The following is a 14789-nucleotide window of genomic DNA, read 5'->3' on the forward strand; positions in this document are numbered from 1 at the left end:
CGCCATCCGGCCTTGTTCCCCACCGGTTTCGTCGCTGCCGCGGACACGCCACGCGGGCCGACCGGCCGACACTGCTCGCGCACGGTCAATGCCACCCCCTCAGGTCGACTCGAACCCCACCGAAGCGGGCACGACTCACACCCCGTGGTGTGTCGCATTTACCCCGAATCGTCGCCCTCAGGCGACGCCTGGGGACCAATATTGGTACCAGGCTCGGGCGGGCCGTTGCAACAAGCGACATGTCCGCGATTCGGACCTCAGATCAGCTTCTTCCCACGCCGCATTCGACGGCGCAGGTCGCGCAACAGCACGTAGTTCGCCCCGTGCCGGACGAAGCGCGGCAGGAAGCGGTTGACGAAGGACACGAACACGAACAGATGCTCGAACCGCCGACGGTCGGTCGCGGTCCATTCGAGGCCGAGCTGCTCTCGGAACAGCGGTGGCAGGAAGCCGGTGGTGAGGAAGCTGAGGAGGTTCCCGAAGACCAGCCGCATCGGCCACGCGATCATCCTGAGGTCCACGAGGTCCCTCAGATAGTCGCGCACGGTGTCGTCGATCTGTACCCGCTGACACGCGTGATTCCAGTAGTCGTCGAATTCCGCCCGCGTCGCCGGCCACATCTCGTCGGTGACCTGCAGTGTGGTGCCGAGGGTGGACGACGACCGGTAGAACGCGTCGGCCTGCTCGCTGGTCATCCGCCCGTGCAGTAGTTGGTGGGTGTCCTCGAAGCCGACGAACAGGCACGCCGCCACCCACAGCTGCAGGTCACGACTGAAGGCGTTGTACTTGACCGGACTGTTCTCGTCGGAGCGCACCTGCCGGTGTGCGCCGTTGACCGCTTCCCGGTAGGCGGCGCGTTCCTCCTCGGTCCCGAGGATCGCGACGGTGAGGTACTGGAACGTAGTGCGGGCCCGCTTCCACGGGTGCCGGACCAGGCTGCCCGACTCGACCTTGCTCTCGATCACCCCGTACGCGACCTCCGGCCATCCCAGTTGCATGATCACGTTCGCCGCGCCGCCCGCGAAGGACCAGAAGTCGAGTGCGTCGGTGATGTCCGCAGACGCGCCGGGCCCCCCGCGCACCGGCGAGGTGATCGCGATCCGCGTCTGCGCCGTCGTGAGCATCCGGTCCGGCGTGTGGTGCGTGGTCATCGCTGTCTCTCCTTACAGTTCAGCAACGCGGTGGGCGGTGTCGGGTCCGCCCGATCGAACCGACCTATTTCGTGTCGACGTTGTCGACCACCCAGCGGTCGCCGTCGCGCACGAGGGTGACGACCATCCGGTACTTCTGGGAGTTGCCGTCCGGCGAGACGACGTTCTTCGCCTGCTGGTCCACGAAGACCAGCACCACCGCGCCCGAGTCGTCGAGGCTCTCGACCGCCACGTGATCGGCAGTCGCGGTGGCCTGACCCTTGCCGTCCGTCACGATCTGGCGCAACGCATCGACCATCTGGTTGTACTTGTCGGCGAAGCCCGGGGTGGACATCTGCGCGATCTTCTGCCGGTTCGCATCGAGTGACTGGAAGTCGAAGGAGGACAGCGCCACCGAGTAGTCCCGCGCGGTGTCGACGGCCTCCGCGCGCAGCGTGTCGAGGTGCCGGGTGTGCAGAACCGACGCCAGCAGTGTCGCGCCGGCCGCGATCACCCCGACGACGAGCAGCAGTGCCACCAGGGCGCGCGGGCGCCGCAGCCGCCGAAGGGTCCGGCGGACCGGGCCGCCGTTGTGCTCGTCCGCCTGCTGACTCGGCCCGTCCACCAGCGGTTGCTCCTCACCCGGCACCACACCCATCACGGCGGTTGCGGTGGGGTCGATGTGCTCACTTGTCATGCGGGAGGTCCTCCAGGAGCTTCTTCCAGTAGTCGAGTGCCTCGACACCCGTGGGAACGAGAATCGGGTCGTCGACCACCGGCGGTCCGATGGTCGTTCCCGGCGTCGTCGCGTTCTGCAGCCCGAGATCGTTGGGCCGCGGGGCGTTTCGGGCACCACGTTGCGCGATGTTCTTGCCCGGCGGGCAGTAGAAGGTGAGGTTCGGCTGGGTCGGGTTCTCGTCCCCGACTGCCCGCCGCACGGTGTCGTAGTTGCACACCGGACCCTGCGTGGCCACCAGTGTGAAGTTCGCACGATCCCCGGTGACGATGGACTCCAACCGGCCGAGACCCTTCGGGATGTCGGTGAGTCCCGACGCGAGCGCCCCCGTCCTGTCGGAGATGATCGGCTCGACGGTGACCAGATTCGCGAGCAGGGCCCCGAACGTGTCGTGGTAGCGGTCGAACAGTTGCTGTGCGTTGCCGAGTGCCTGCGGCGACGTGTCGGCGAGGTACACCAGCACCGGCTTGCTCGAGTCGAGCTGCTCGGTGAAGTTGCGCGCGGCCGACATGCCGTTGACGAACGAGTCCGACTGCCCCGCCATCGTTCCCACCAGGTTGGCCGTGCGCTCCAGGAGCGACTTCAGCATCGGTGCCTGCTCGTCGAGCTGCGCCGACAACGTGTCGCCCGTGTCGATCATGCTGGCCATCGCCGGCCCGAGTCCGTCGAACGAGGCCCCGAGTTCGGTGCCGAGATCGCTGACCGCCTTGGGGTCGATGCCGTCGAGCAGGCGAGATGCCTGGCGCATCATCTCGCCCATCTGGACCGGCTGCTGGTCGGCGGGCGCGGCGAGTTCGTCACCGTTCGCGAGGAACGGGCCCTCGCCCGTGTTGGGGAAGATGTCGACGTTCTGGATTCCTGCGGCCGTGCCCATCCCGACCTTCGCGACGCTGTCGCGCGGAATCCGGGTTCCCGGGTCCAGATCGAATTCCACGCGCGCGCCGCCGATGTCGGCGTCGAGTGCCACGCCGGCGACCTTGCCGACGGTCACGCCACGGTAGGTGACACTGGTACCCACCGTGAGCCCCAGGGCGTCGGTCATCCGGGAGTGCACCCGGATCGAGTCTCCGAACGCCTGCGGTCCGAGCACGTAGTGGATGCCGAACGGGATCACCACCGCGGACGTGAGCGCGAACAGGATCAACTGGACCAGCACGAGCCGCCTCACCGGGCACCTCCCCCGGACGGCATCGGCCCGGCCGTCGGGGGGCCGGGCGTCGCCGGCGCGCCGGGAGGCCTGGCGCCACCCGCGAGAAGCGATGCGAGAGTGCCCGCGGCGGGCGTGGTCGCGGGGCCGGTGAGCACCGGTCCGCCGGTGAGCAGTTTGTCGATCCCGCCGGGGATGTCCAGCGCCCCGTCGAAGTTCAGGTAGTCGCCGTGCGCCGAATTCCCGAAGTTACCGAGGAAGGTGTTCATGTTGCCCAACGTCGTGCCGATCCGGTCGTTGAAGCTGTTCAGCGCCGAGACCACCGCGGACGCGTCCCGAAGGGTGCCGTCGAGCCCCTGGGGCGAGGCCGAGAGGATTGCGTCGGTGTTGGTCGCGAGGGTGGTGGTCGAGGCGAGCAACGATGCGATCGAGTCCCGCTGCCGGGTGAGGAGTGCGACGGTCTCCGGCATCGAGTCGAGGTAGCCGTCGACGACATTCTGCTGACCGGCCAGTTGCTGCGAGATTCGCGCGGCGAGATCGATGGCGGCGTCGAAGTCGTTCCGGTTGGCCGTGGCGCTGCCCAGGAGGGCGGTCGTGGTGTCCATCAGACCGCGAACCTCGCCGGAGCGCCCGGCGAACGCCTTGTTGAGTTCGTCGACGACGGTGTGCAACTGGCCGATCCCACTGCCGCTGACGATCGTCCCCAGTGTCGCCAACGCACTCTCGATCTGCGGCCCGATCGTGGTACTGGACTCGGCGATCACGTCGCCCTCACGCAACGGCCGATCCGACGGTCGGGCGGGCACGATCAACCTGATGAACGGATTGCCCAGCGCCGACGGCAGTTCCACGGCCGCCTCCACGTTGTCTGGTAGTTCGGGCTCGCTCGCGAGGCTGAGCCGGACCTTCGCACCTACGGTGTCGGTGGACAGGTTCGCGACTCGGCCGATCACCTTCTGCCCGTTGCGGACGTCGGCGCCGAGCAGCAGTCCCTCGGCTGTGGCGAGTTGCAGGGTCACCGCATAGTCCGGACCGTCCGCGGTCCGGCCCAGGGGCAAGTCCTGCATCCCGACCCCACAGCCCGTCAGCACGAGGCACCCGATTCCGGCCGCACCCAGTCGAACCACAGTGCTGCGCATCACTTCCCCCTCGGTGGCAACGTGCCTCCGCTGAGCGCGGACATGATGCCGAGCGGATCGGATGCACTGATCGGGAAGGAGATCGGGTTGGTGAGTCCGGCCCCGGTGCACAGCGGCAACGGATACTTCTCGCACAGCGGTTTCACGACGGCGAACTGCGTGAGCGCGGTCGAGACGTTGAGCCGGATGCGTCCCCGATTGTCGGGGCCGATGGAGTTGGACAGGTTCTGCATCAGCAGCGGCACCACATCCATGAACTCGGCCAGGCCGGCCTGATTCGCGGCCAGGGTGTCCCCGACGGTGCGCAGATTCCCCGCGACCGCGCCGACGTCGTCGCCGTGCGCGGCCATGAATCCGTTGACCTGGTCGAGCACCACCCGTAGGTCCTGGAGCGGCCCGGCGATGTCGACCCGATTCGCCGACCATTCGCTTCCGAGTTCGCCGAGTCCCTCGACCAGTGCGTCCAGGTTCACCTGCCGTGCGTCGAGCGCACCCGTCAGGGCGTTGAGGTTCGCCACCAGCGCGCCGATGTCCTCGGCGCGCGCGCCCACCACTCCCGTTGCGGCACTGAGGTTCTTGACCGCAGTGTTGAACTGCTCGCCGTGTCCGCGCCAGCTGTCGGCGGCCTTGGTGAGCAGCTCGCCGGTCGTGGCGCCGGACGCTCCCGGTGCGCCCGCCTCCCCACCCCCGAGCGCCTCGGTGAGGGTGCTGATGCTGCCCATCAGCCCGTCGAAGTCGATCGGAGCGTGGCTTCGTTCGGAGGGAATCTCGGCACCGTTCTCGAGCTTCGGACCGCCGGAGTAGGTCGGGCCCAGTTCGACGTGACGGTCGCTGATGACCGACGGGTTGAGCACGTAGGCGCTCGCCTCGGCGGGCAGGTCGATGTCGTCGGGCAGTGTCAGCGTCACCCGGACCACGGCGCCCTGCGGCTCCACCCGCGTGACGGAGCCGACCGGGACACCGAGCACGGTGACCTTGCTGCCGGGATAGACCCCGCCCACGTAGCTGAAGTTCGCGTACACGGTCTTCGTGTTGTCGGTGTGGGCGAACACGAACCACCCTGCGGTGGCGAGCGCGGCGACGAGCACGAGCGCGGTGACGGCGCGCGGCCACCGCCGGCGATCGGTCGGGACCGCGTCGTCGACGGTGTCGGTCGGTGGCTGCAGTACGGCGGTGGTGGTCATTTGCACCCCTGCATGACTCCGATGGCGCACAGCATGTTGTCCGGAATCACCGCGGCGGGCGCGTTGACGTCGGTCCAGGCGCCGTTGCCGGTCGCGTCCGCGGCCGACCGCAGCGCGGGCGGCACCCGCTCCATCAGCTTGCCGATGTTGTCGGCGTTGCTCTCGAGCGTGCCGGTGATCGCGACGAGATTCGCAACCAACTGCCCGAACTCGTCCTGATGCTCGGTCATCGTCGTGGACAGCGTCGACAGAACTGCTCTGAGGTTGTCGACGAGTTGGGTCAGCGCCTGCTTGCGTACCGCGAGGATCTGCACCACGGTCTGGGCGTTCACCACGGTCGTGGTCAGCGACTCGCTCTGCCGGACAACGAGATCGGAGAGCGATCGCGACATCGCGAGAAGTTGGTCGACCTGTCGACCGTTGCGCGCGAAGGCGGCTGAGGCACCACTCAACCCGGCCAGGGTCTTGCCGAGTTGGTCCGAGTCCGCCGGCATCACCTGCGACAGGGTGGTCATCATCGCCTGCATCGACTCGAGGTCCACGCCCGCCGCGGCCGTCGTCGCATCACGGCTGACCTCGTCGAGGCTGTACGGAACGGTGGTGCGTGAGCGTGGAATCACGTTGCCGTCGAACACGACTCCCGCGGGTACCACCTCCAGGTAGCGCTTGCCGAGCACCGTCTCGAGTCGCACCGTCGCGGTGGTCTGGTTCCCGAGCCGCTGCCCGTTGTCCAGCCGGAAGTCGACCCGCACGTGATCGCCAGCCAGCTCGATCCCTTCCACCCGGCCCGCCGGCACCCCGGCCACGTACACCGGGTCACCGTCCGAGAGCCCGCTGGCGTTCTCGAGTTCCGCGACGTACGGACTGGTCCGGATCTGGTACCACGCCTTCGGTGCGCCGATCGCGACCCCGAGCCCGGCCACCAACACGACGATCCCGAGCGCGCCGAGAGCCATCGGGGTGCCGCTGTTCGGTCGCCGGTCCCCCTTGAACAGGAACGTCGCCATGCCGACGACGACGTCGATGAGCTTGACCAGGAACATCATGAGCACACCGGCGAGTGCGTCGGACCGAAGATGTTCGCTTCCACGGTGCCCGCCTTCAGGGTGAAGTTGCACAGGTAGAGGTTGACGAAACCGCCGTAGCTGCCCATTCGGTTGATCGTGGCCCCGAACTCCGGCATCTTGGCGACGAAGGCGTTGAACTCGTCGGTACTGGCGACCCAGCTGTCGGTCACCGACTTCAGGTCGGTCACCGTCTTGCCGACGGCACCGTTCGAGCGAGCCATGGACTGCGCCAACTGCGCGACCGCTCTGTTTCCGTCGCCGAGCAGTGCGACGAGTTGGGCGCTGTTGCCGGCGATGGTGGTCGTCAGCCCGCTGAGACCGGCGAGCAACTGTTCGAGCTGAGGCGCCCTGGCGTTCACCGAGCCGAGCAGCGAGGCCAGGTTGCCGACGAGTCGCTCGAGCACGTCCTGTCGGTCGGCGAGGCCGGTACTCAGCGAGCCGATCTGCGAGAGCAGGGTGGCGATCGTCTGTCCCTTGCCACTGAAGGTTTCGACGAATCCACGGGTGAGTGTGTTGACCTGGTCCGGCGCCAACGCGTCGAACAGCGGCCGGAAGCCGTTCATCAAGGCGGTCAGGTCGACCGGCGGGGTGGTCTGCGCGATCGGGATCACCCCGCCCGGGTTCAGCGTCGCCATCGGCAGTCCGGCCGCCGTGTTCTCGATTGCCGCGCCGGCAGGCTGGGTCAGCGCGATGTAGCGGGCTCCGAGCATGTCACCGTACCGAACCGCCGCCGTCACGTTCCGAGACAGCGTGTGACCGGACTCGATCTCGATGCCCACCACGGCCTTGCTCGTTCCGCCGCCCGCGTCGGCGAACGCGATCGAGTCGACGCGGCCCACCCGCACGCCCGCCACGGTGACCGCGTTGCCGGGGCCCAGTCCCTCCACGTCGGCGAACTCGACCGTGTACTCGTCGGTGTCACCCCGGACCGGGACCGACAGCGTGTTCGCCACGAAGGAGGCGCACAGCACGCCGGTCACGCAGAACCCGATCGCCTTCGCGACCGGAACCCAACCCATCTTCATCGCACGCTCACCTCACTGCCGCGGATCATCGGCCCGAGCATGACGGTGGTCGCCGGGTTCGGCGCCGCCACGCCCGCAGGTGTGCGGCCGAGTTCCGCCTCGAGCATCGTCAGTACGGGGGCCTCGCGGTTGCCGTCGACCACTCCGGACCGTCCGACGGACGCGGGCACCAGGGCCTGCGGTGTCGGTCCGGACTGCGGCGCCGACTGCGGCTGTCCCCCTCCGCAGTCCGCGCCGTACTCCGCGCCGTAGTGCGGGCAGTCGGCGCCCGTGTACGGGAGCGGACCCGCGAACGACGGCACCGCGGTGATGTTGAACTTGCCGGTCGCGAACACCCGTGCGCCCGCGGCACCGAACGACTCCGCCCCTGCGAGCGTGTCCACCAGGCCCGAGGTGTTCGCCGCCGTGGTCGCGAGGATCTTGCCGGTCGAGTCGGTCACGGTGATGATCCGGTCACGCTGCTCCCCGACGAACGCGGCCGTGACCGACGCGAAACTCGCTGCCGCACCGAACATCGCGGTCAGCTGGCTGCCGTGCTCGACCATGCTCTGCGACACCGAGGTCGCGGCCGTGAGGGTGGCGAGCACGTCCGGCGTCGCAGTGTCCAGAGCCGACATCACCGTTCGGAACTCCGGTGTGCTGTCGAGGAGCCGCTGCGCGGACGGTGCCAGCGTCTGCGACGCCGACCCGAGCCGGTCCACGATCCGGCCGATCTTCTCGCCACGACCGTCGAGCGCCTTGCCGAGCGCAGTGAGCGCGGTCTGCATCTTCTGCGGCTGCATGTGGTCGAGCAGGTCGACCATCTTCTTGTAGACCCCGTACAGCGCCACGGCATCCGGACCGGTGTCCACCCCGATGGTGTCGCCGTCCGTCAACGGCACCGACGAGCTGGCGTTCGGCGCATCCACCAGCTGGATGTAGATGTCCCCGAAGAAGGTTCGCGGGACCACCCGCACCAGCACGTCGGACGGCACCTGCCCGATCGAGTCCGAGTCGATCTGCAGCCGGACCACGGAGGAGGTCGTTCCCGAGTCGATTCCGGCAATCCGGCCGATGTTGACGCCCGAGTACCGCACCGGCGCCTCCGCCGTGATCAGGCCGGCGGAGGCGGGGATCGCGACGATCACCTCCGGGTTGCGGTGCAGGTTGCCCGATCCGCGCATCACCATCACGACCGCGACGACGAAGCCGACCAGCACCGCCAACGCGCCCCTGAACGCGAGCCGCGCCCTCGAGCGTCCCGTGAACTGGTCCATCTCAGACACCCAGCCCCGGGATCTCCGGGACCAGCCCCCACAGCGCGAATGTCATCAGCACGTCCAGGACACCGATCGCGAGAATCGCCGTGCGTAGCGCGCGACCGGCGGCTTGCCCGACACCCGCAGGCCCGCCCGCGGCGTAGTAGCCGTACGCGCAGTGCACCAGCGAGACAACCGCGGCGAACACGACCGCCTTGAGTGCCGAGTAGACCAGGTCCTGGGGTGACAGCGCGAGGTGGAAGAAGTAGTCGTAGGTGCCCGCGGACGCGCCTCCGAAGAAGACGATGACCAGCCGCGTCGACAGGTAGCTGGCGAGCAGTCCGACCATGTAGATCGGGATGACGCAGACCATCGCGGCCAACACCCGGGTGCCCGCCAGGAACGGGATCGAACGGATCGCCATCGCGTCCAGGGCATCGATCTCGTCGGAGATCCGCATGGCGCCGATCTGCGCGGTGAATCCGGTTCCGACCTTGGCTGCCAACGCGATCGCCACCACCACGGGCGCGAGCTCGCGGGTGTTCGCGATCGCCGAGAGCATGCCCGACATCGTGGTCATGCCGACGAGTTCGAGTCCGCGCTGAGTCTCGACGCCGAGCATCATGGCCGCCGCGAGGGACATGGCGAACACGATGCCGATGGTGCCGCCGCCGGAGAGCAGCGAGTTGGTGCCGAAGCTGACCTCGCTGATCTGGTCGAGCACGTGCCTGCGGTACCTGACGAGTGCGAACGGAATCGACGCGACGGTGCGCCCGTAGAAGGTGACGTGCTTGCCGACGTCGACGAGTCCGCCGTAGGCGGCTCGAACCGGAGCCGCCGCGCGGTGGCGCACCCGGTGCGTCGTGTCGAAGCCGACCATCAGTAGGCCCCGACCGCGGGCACGATCACGGTGTAGAGCGCGGACAGCGCGGTGTTGACGATGAAGACGAGGGCGAAGGCGATCACGACAGCCTCGTTGACCGCGTCGGCGACGCCACGCGGGCCACCCTTGGTGTGCAGGCCCTTGAAGGTGGCGACCAGCGTCGAGGTGAGGCCGAAGATGGCGGCCTTCACGAGCGCCATGACGAAGTCGGACATCCGCCCGTACTGGCTGAAGGTGGCCATGAAGGTTCCGGCCGGAAGGTGTTGGACGTAAATGTGATAGAGGTAGCAGGCCATGACGCCGCCGAAGGTGACCATCGAGCAGAGCGCGAGGGAAACGATCACCGCGGCGACCAGTCGCGGTGCCACGAGACGCTCGATGACGTCGATGCCCATCACCTCCATGGCGTCGACCTCCTCGCGAATCTTGCGCGAACCCAGGTCGGTACAGATCGCCGAGCCCGCGACGCCCGCCATCATCAGCGCGCACACCAGCGCTGCGGCCTGACCGACGATGATGAAGGCGACCACGGCCCCGGAGTAGCCACCCGCCCCGATCCGGCCGGCGAGTTCGCCGACGGAGACCGCGATGAACACACCGATCGGGATCATCAGCAGCAGCGAGGGACCGGTGCTGACCCGTCCGATGAACAACGTCTGGTTGACGGTCTCGCTCAGCGACAGCCTGCGGCGCAGCACCACCCGGACGAGTGCCACCAGTGACATCACCGCGAAGCCGATCAGGTAGCCGCCCTGGTTCGCGACGTCGCGAACCGGCCCCTTGGCTACCGGCAACTCGTATGTCACCCTCGCGCTCCCCCCGTGCGATACGACAACTGTCTCGCCCCGATGCTCGGCCGACTGCGTGAAGCGTCTCACAGCACGTCGACCATCACAAGCATTATGTGAACGAATATTCGCATCAATGCGGCATGCGAAATTTCGGGCGTGATGTGCGCTTTCCAGCGAATCACTCAGGCATTAATCAATCTTTGCCCGACTCTCGGTCCAGCCCATCCGGTGCGCCGGACCGTGGAGTGAACGGTCCGACGCACCGGATGCGCTCAGCCCGCGGTGACGGTCAGCGATCCGTGATCCTTGCGAAGCTCCCATTTGACGACCTTGCCACTCGCGTTGCGCGGCAACGCGTCGACGACGACGAGTTCCTTCGGGTGCTTGTACCGGGCGAGCCGATCGTCGAGGAAGGCCGACAACTCGTCGAGGGTCAGATCCTCGCCCTGCAGTGCCACCACGGCCACCGGAACCTCGCCCCATTTCGGGTCCGGGCGTCCGATCACCGCCGCCTCCAACACCTTCGGGTGACTGAAGAGGGCATTCTCGACCTCGGCGCAGTAGATGTTCTCGCCGCCCGAGATGATCATGTCCTTCTTGCGATCGACCACGAACACGAATCCCTCCTCGTCCTGGCGAACCAGGTCACCGGAGTGGAACCACCCGCCGGCGAACGCGTCGCCGGTGGCCGCGGGATTGCGCCAGTAGCCGCTCATCATCGTCGGACCGCGGTAGACGATCTCGCCGACCGTCCCCACCGGGACGTCGTTCATCTCGTCGTCGACGATGCGCGCCTGGATCGTCGGGATGACCTTGCCTACCGAGCCCAGCTTCCGCAGCGCATCCTCGCCGTCGAGCACGCAGGTGATCGGCGACATCTCGGTCTGCCCGAACACCGCGACGTTCAGCGCGTCGGGGAAGGTGTCGGCCATTGCGCGCAGCACCACGTCCGAGGCCGGTGCAGCACCCCAGCTGATCACTCGCAGCGCCAGATCACGCTGCCGCACTGTCGGTTCCGCACACACGGCCTGCCACTGCACCGGAACAAGGAAGGCAGTGGTGACCCGCTCGGACTCCCAGACATCGAGCAGTTCCGCCGGATCGAAGGCGCCCAGCGGGTGGATCACGGTCGGAACACCCAGCACCAGGCTCGGTGCCATCGAACCGAGCGCGGCGATGTGGAACATCGGAGAAGCGCAGAAACCGACGTCGTCGCCGCGGTCCATCCGCAACGCCCGGATACAGGTCAGCGCCTGCGCCTGCAGGTTCGCGTGCGAGAGCACCGCCCCCTTGGGCCTCCCGGTGGTTCCCGAGGTGTACATGATCAACGCCGGGGTGTCCTCGGGCAGGTCTACTGCCGCGTGCGGATCTCCCTGCTCTGCGAGGAGTTCCTCGTAGCCCAGGACGCCGTCGCCGCCCTCCTGCCCGACCACCACTGCTTGGCTCAGCGCGGGCACCTGCTGACGGACCGCCGCGACGAGCGGCGACAGAGGAACGTCGGTGACCACCGTCGTGGCCCCGCTGTCGGTGACGATGAAGGCTATCTCCGGCGGGGTCAACCGAAAATTGACGGGCACAGCGATGGCGCCGAGCGCGTTCACGGCGAGGACGGCCTCGAGGAACTCCGGCCGGTTGAGCATGAGCAGCAGCACGCGGTCGCCGAACCCGACCCCGCGCCGGGACAGGGCGTCGGCCAGCGCCTCTGACCGCGAATGTAGTGCGGACCAGGTGGTGGTCGCGCCCTGGAAGCGGAGCGCGGTGGCATCGGGGCGCATTGCCGCGTGCGTGGCGACCTGGTTGTTCCAGTGGTTCCGGCGAGAGAGCAGCGGCTGCGCGAGAGGATCGGGCGACATCGGTGTTGGTCCTTCCCTGTACGGAGACTGACTGTCGGCGCGGCGGCCGACCTTCCGGATGCGCCAAGTATGGCAACCGAGAGGCCGATCCGCGGCAGTTTTGTTAACAAGAATTCGCAAAATCGGGACGGCGGGATCCGGGCGGGTCACACGGCGCCGGAGGACGCTGCCCGAAGGGCGCTGAGGCCGCGGCTCACGACCCGAACACCGGTCGCCGCCGGCCGAGCATCGCGGCGACGCCTTCCCGGAAGTCGTCCGCCGCCAACAGTTCTGCTTGTCCATCGGTCTCGAACTCGAGCGCCTCGTCGATCCGGGCGAGGGTCGCTGCGGTCAACGACCGCTTGGTCAGCTCGATCGCCCGCCGCGGTCCCGCGGCCAGCCTCGCCGCGACGGCGTCGACGTGTGCGGCCAGGTCGTCCGCCGGCAGCACGCGGGCGATCAGTCCGGCCGCGGCCGCGTCCTCGGCGCCGAGCCGGGTGCCAAGCAGCGCCATCTCACTGGCGCGTGCCCTACCCACTGCCGCGGGCACCAGCAGGCTCGATCCGCCGTCCGGCATCAGTCCGACGTTGACGAATGCCAGCAGGAAGTAGGCCTTCGGTGCGGCGAACGCGAGATCTGCCGCGATCGCAATGGATGCACCGACCCCCGCGGCGGGCCCGTCCACCTGGGCGACGACCGGTACCGGCAGGGCGAGGATCGCCCGGACGACACGGTTGGCCGCCTCCATCACGGTGCGAGGATCCGCCTCGGGGCCGTCCGACGCGGCCATCAGGTCTGCGCCCGTACAGAAGGCGCCGCCCTCGCCCGAGACCACCACCACCCGGACGTCCCGTTCCGCGGCCCGACCGGTCAGCAGGTCGCCGAGAGCACTCATCGAGGCGAGATCGAGGGCGTTCATCCGCTCCGGTCGCACGAAGGTGATGCGAAGGACACCGTCGGTCACATCGGCGCGGAATCCCTGCACGGATTCGCGGGTGCCGGTCATCGCAGCGCTCCGCTCGCGGCGATCGGATGGTCCAGGCCGAGCGACTCGGCGGACAGCGTCCTCAACACGTCGGGACTTCCTTCCTGACCGGCAGGCATTCGAACACGGCTCCCCTTCGACCGGGGCAGGATTGCGAGTCGTTCGCGATCAACCGCGTGACAGCGGTCACACCGCGAGAACCTGGGTTAACTTTCATGGACCGCACACCCGGTGTCAAGCCCCACCTCGGGTAACACTTCTCGAATTACCGTTGTTTGACGGGCAATTCGAGAATCGAATCGGATCCGATCGAACCGCATCCGCGTCGGGAAGTCCGAGGCTCGGTTAAGATCTGCGCGAAGAGACGTCAGGAGAAGCCGATGACCCAATCGACCCGCGGCCGGTCGGTTCCGGAGTCCGCGCCGACGCGGAAGAGGCCGAAAAACCGCAAGGCACAGATCGCACTCGTCGCCGCGCAGGCCTTCAGCGAACGCGGCTATCACGCCGTCGGAGTCGACGAGATCGCCGCCACTCTGGGCATTTCCGGCCCGGCGCTGTACCGGCACTTTCCGAACAAGTACGCCCTGCTCGTGCAGGCCGCACTCAGCACGGCGGGCCAGCTTCGCCTCACCGCCGAGAATGCCGCCGCGGACGCGGGCTCCGACGAGGAGCAGCTCGACCGGGTGCTGCGGGCCCTGATCGCGACCACCGTGGAGCACCGCCGCACCGGCGGCCTGTACCGCTGGGAGGGTCGCTATCTGCACCCCCCCGACCGCGACCGGATGCGCGCCGACTTCGCAGCCCTGAACCTGACCCTCTCGCAGCCCCTGCGCCGCCTCCGCCCCGAACTCGACGATCGGGATGCGGGGGTGCTCGCCACCGCCGCCCTCAGCGTCGTCGGCAGCGTCACCGCACACCGGTCCACGCTGGCCACCAAGCGCATCGAGAAACTGCTCCTGCCGACGGCCTGGCGGGTGCTCCGCTGCGACCTCGCCGGGGCAGCACCCGCGCGGTCGATGCTCGACGATCCGGCAGCACCTCGCGGACTCGCGGTCACCTCCAAGCGGGAGGTGCTGCTCGGAGAGGCGATGAAGATCTTCAACGCGCGTGGCTACCACGAGTCGACCATCGAGGAGATCGGCGCGGCCGCAGGGATCAACGCCTCCAGCGTCTATCGCCACTTCCCCAGCAAGGCAGACCTTCTCGTGGCTGCGTTCCACCGTGCGTCCGATCGCCTGGCAGTGGCCACGGCGGCGGCGCTGAGCGCGTCCACCGACCCGGCGGAGGCGCTGGGCAGGCTCGCCGAGTCCTATATCGATCTCGCCTTCAGCCACCCCGAGGTGCCGACGGTCTACTTCGCGGAGATCGGGAACCTGCCCAGCAGCGATCGCACCGACCTTCGCAACGTGCAGCGCCTGCACGTGGAGGAGTGGGTGCACCTGCTCGTCGCCGTGCAGCCGGAACTGTCTGCGGTCGAGGCGAGATTCCTGGTTCACGGCGCACTGGGTCTGACCCTCGACGTCGGCCGCCTGCTGCACTTCGACACCGGCGCTCGGGCCCGCGGGCAGATGCAGATGCTGATGCTGACGGTGTTGCGTAGCTGAGAGCGCCGGCGACGAGCGGCGCCGCACG

The 14789-nt window shown here is 68.1% G+C and carries 13 protein-coding genes; 1 reads left to right on the forward strand and 12 read right to left on the reverse strand.

Going from position 1 to position 14789, the window contains the following annotated elements:
- Positions 1-257: 257 nt before the first annotated feature.
- From ACFXGJ_RS04050 to ACFXGJ_RS04105, 12 genes are all read right to left on the reverse strand, one after another.
- On the reverse strand, positions 258-1151 hold the full coding sequence (locus ACFXGJ_RS04050) for an oxygenase MpaB family protein (protein ID WP_378616730.1): 894 nt from the start codon (positions 1149-1151) through the stop codon (positions 258-260).
- Positions 1152-1215: 64 nt separating this feature from the next.
- Positions 1216-1827, reverse strand: coding sequence for a mce associated protein mas1a (locus ACFXGJ_RS04055; RefSeq protein ID WP_378616732.1), 612 nt, complete (start codon positions 1825-1827; stop codon positions 1216-1218).
- Positions 1817-3034 carry an MlaD family protein gene (locus tag ACFXGJ_RS04060; RefSeq protein WP_378616734.1) on the reverse strand — a complete coding sequence of 406 codons (1218 nt, stop codon included), beginning with the start codon at positions 3032-3034 and terminating at the stop codon, positions 1817-1819. Before ACFXGJ_RS04060 ends, ACFXGJ_RS04055 begins: the two co-directional genes overlap by 11 nt.
- Positions 3031-4152 carry an MCE family protein gene (locus ACFXGJ_RS04065; RefSeq protein WP_378616736.1) on the reverse strand — a complete coding sequence of 374 codons (1122 nt, stop codon included), beginning with the start codon at positions 4150-4152 and terminating at the stop codon, positions 3031-3033. Before ACFXGJ_RS04065 ends, ACFXGJ_RS04060 begins: the two co-directional genes overlap by 4 nt.
- Positions 4152-5336, reverse strand: coding sequence for an MCE family protein (locus tag ACFXGJ_RS04070; RefSeq protein ID WP_378616738.1), 1185 nt, complete (start codon positions 5334-5336; stop codon positions 4152-4154). Before ACFXGJ_RS04070 ends, ACFXGJ_RS04065 begins: the two co-directional genes overlap by 1 nt.
- Positions 5333-6379 carry an MCE family protein gene (locus ACFXGJ_RS04075; protein ID WP_378616756.1) on the reverse strand — a complete coding sequence of 349 codons (1047 nt, stop codon included), beginning with the start codon at positions 6377-6379 and terminating at the stop codon, positions 5333-5335. The genes ACFXGJ_RS04070 and ACFXGJ_RS04075 overlap by 4 nt, the downstream gene beginning before the upstream one ends.
- A complete protein-coding gene (locus ACFXGJ_RS04080; protein ID WP_378616740.1) occupies positions 6379-7428 on the reverse strand; it encodes an MCE family protein in 1050 nt (349 codons plus the stop codon). Before ACFXGJ_RS04080 ends, ACFXGJ_RS04075 begins: the two co-directional genes overlap by 1 nt.
- A complete protein-coding gene (locus ACFXGJ_RS04085) occupies positions 7425-8684 on the reverse strand; it encodes an MCE family protein (protein ID WP_378616742.1) in 1260 nt (419 codons plus the stop codon). The genes ACFXGJ_RS04080 and ACFXGJ_RS04085 overlap by 4 nt, the downstream gene beginning before the upstream one ends.
- A 1-nt stretch (position 8685) precedes the next feature.
- Positions 8686-9546 carry an MlaE family ABC transporter permease gene (locus ACFXGJ_RS04090; protein WP_378616744.1) on the reverse strand — a complete coding sequence of 287 codons (861 nt, stop codon included), beginning with the start codon at positions 9544-9546 and terminating at the stop codon, positions 8686-8688.
- On the reverse strand, positions 9546-10355 hold the full coding sequence (locus tag ACFXGJ_RS04095; protein WP_378616746.1) for an ABC transporter permease: 810 nt from the start codon (positions 10353-10355) through the stop codon (positions 9546-9548). The genes ACFXGJ_RS04090 and ACFXGJ_RS04095 overlap by 1 nt, the downstream gene beginning before the upstream one ends.
- A 257-nt stretch (positions 10356-10612) precedes the next feature.
- On the reverse strand, positions 10613-12193 hold the full coding sequence (gene fadD5, locus ACFXGJ_RS04100; protein WP_378616748.1) for a fatty-acid--CoA ligase FadD5: 1581 nt from the start codon (positions 12191-12193) through the stop codon (positions 10613-10615).
- Between the two features lie 193 nt (positions 12194-12386).
- A complete protein-coding gene (locus tag ACFXGJ_RS04105) occupies positions 12387-13178 on the reverse strand; it encodes an enoyl-CoA hydratase (RefSeq protein ID WP_378616750.1) in 792 nt (263 codons plus the stop codon).
- A 359-nt stretch (positions 13179-13537) separates the two neighbouring features.
- On the opposite strand from ACFXGJ_RS04105, the gene ACFXGJ_RS04110 reads away from it, so the two are divergent.
- Positions 13538-14761 (forward strand): TetR/AcrR family transcriptional regulator, encoded by a 1224-nt coding sequence (locus ACFXGJ_RS04110; protein ID WP_378616752.1) that lies wholly within the window; start codon positions 13538-13540, stop codon positions 14759-14761.
- Positions 14762-14789: the final 28 nt, after the last annotated feature.

The organism is Rhodococcus sp. NPDC059234 (genome assembly GCF_042754225.1).
Taxonomy (GTDB): Bacteria; Actinomycetota; Actinomycetes; order Mycobacteriales; family Mycobacteriaceae; genus Rhodococcus_G.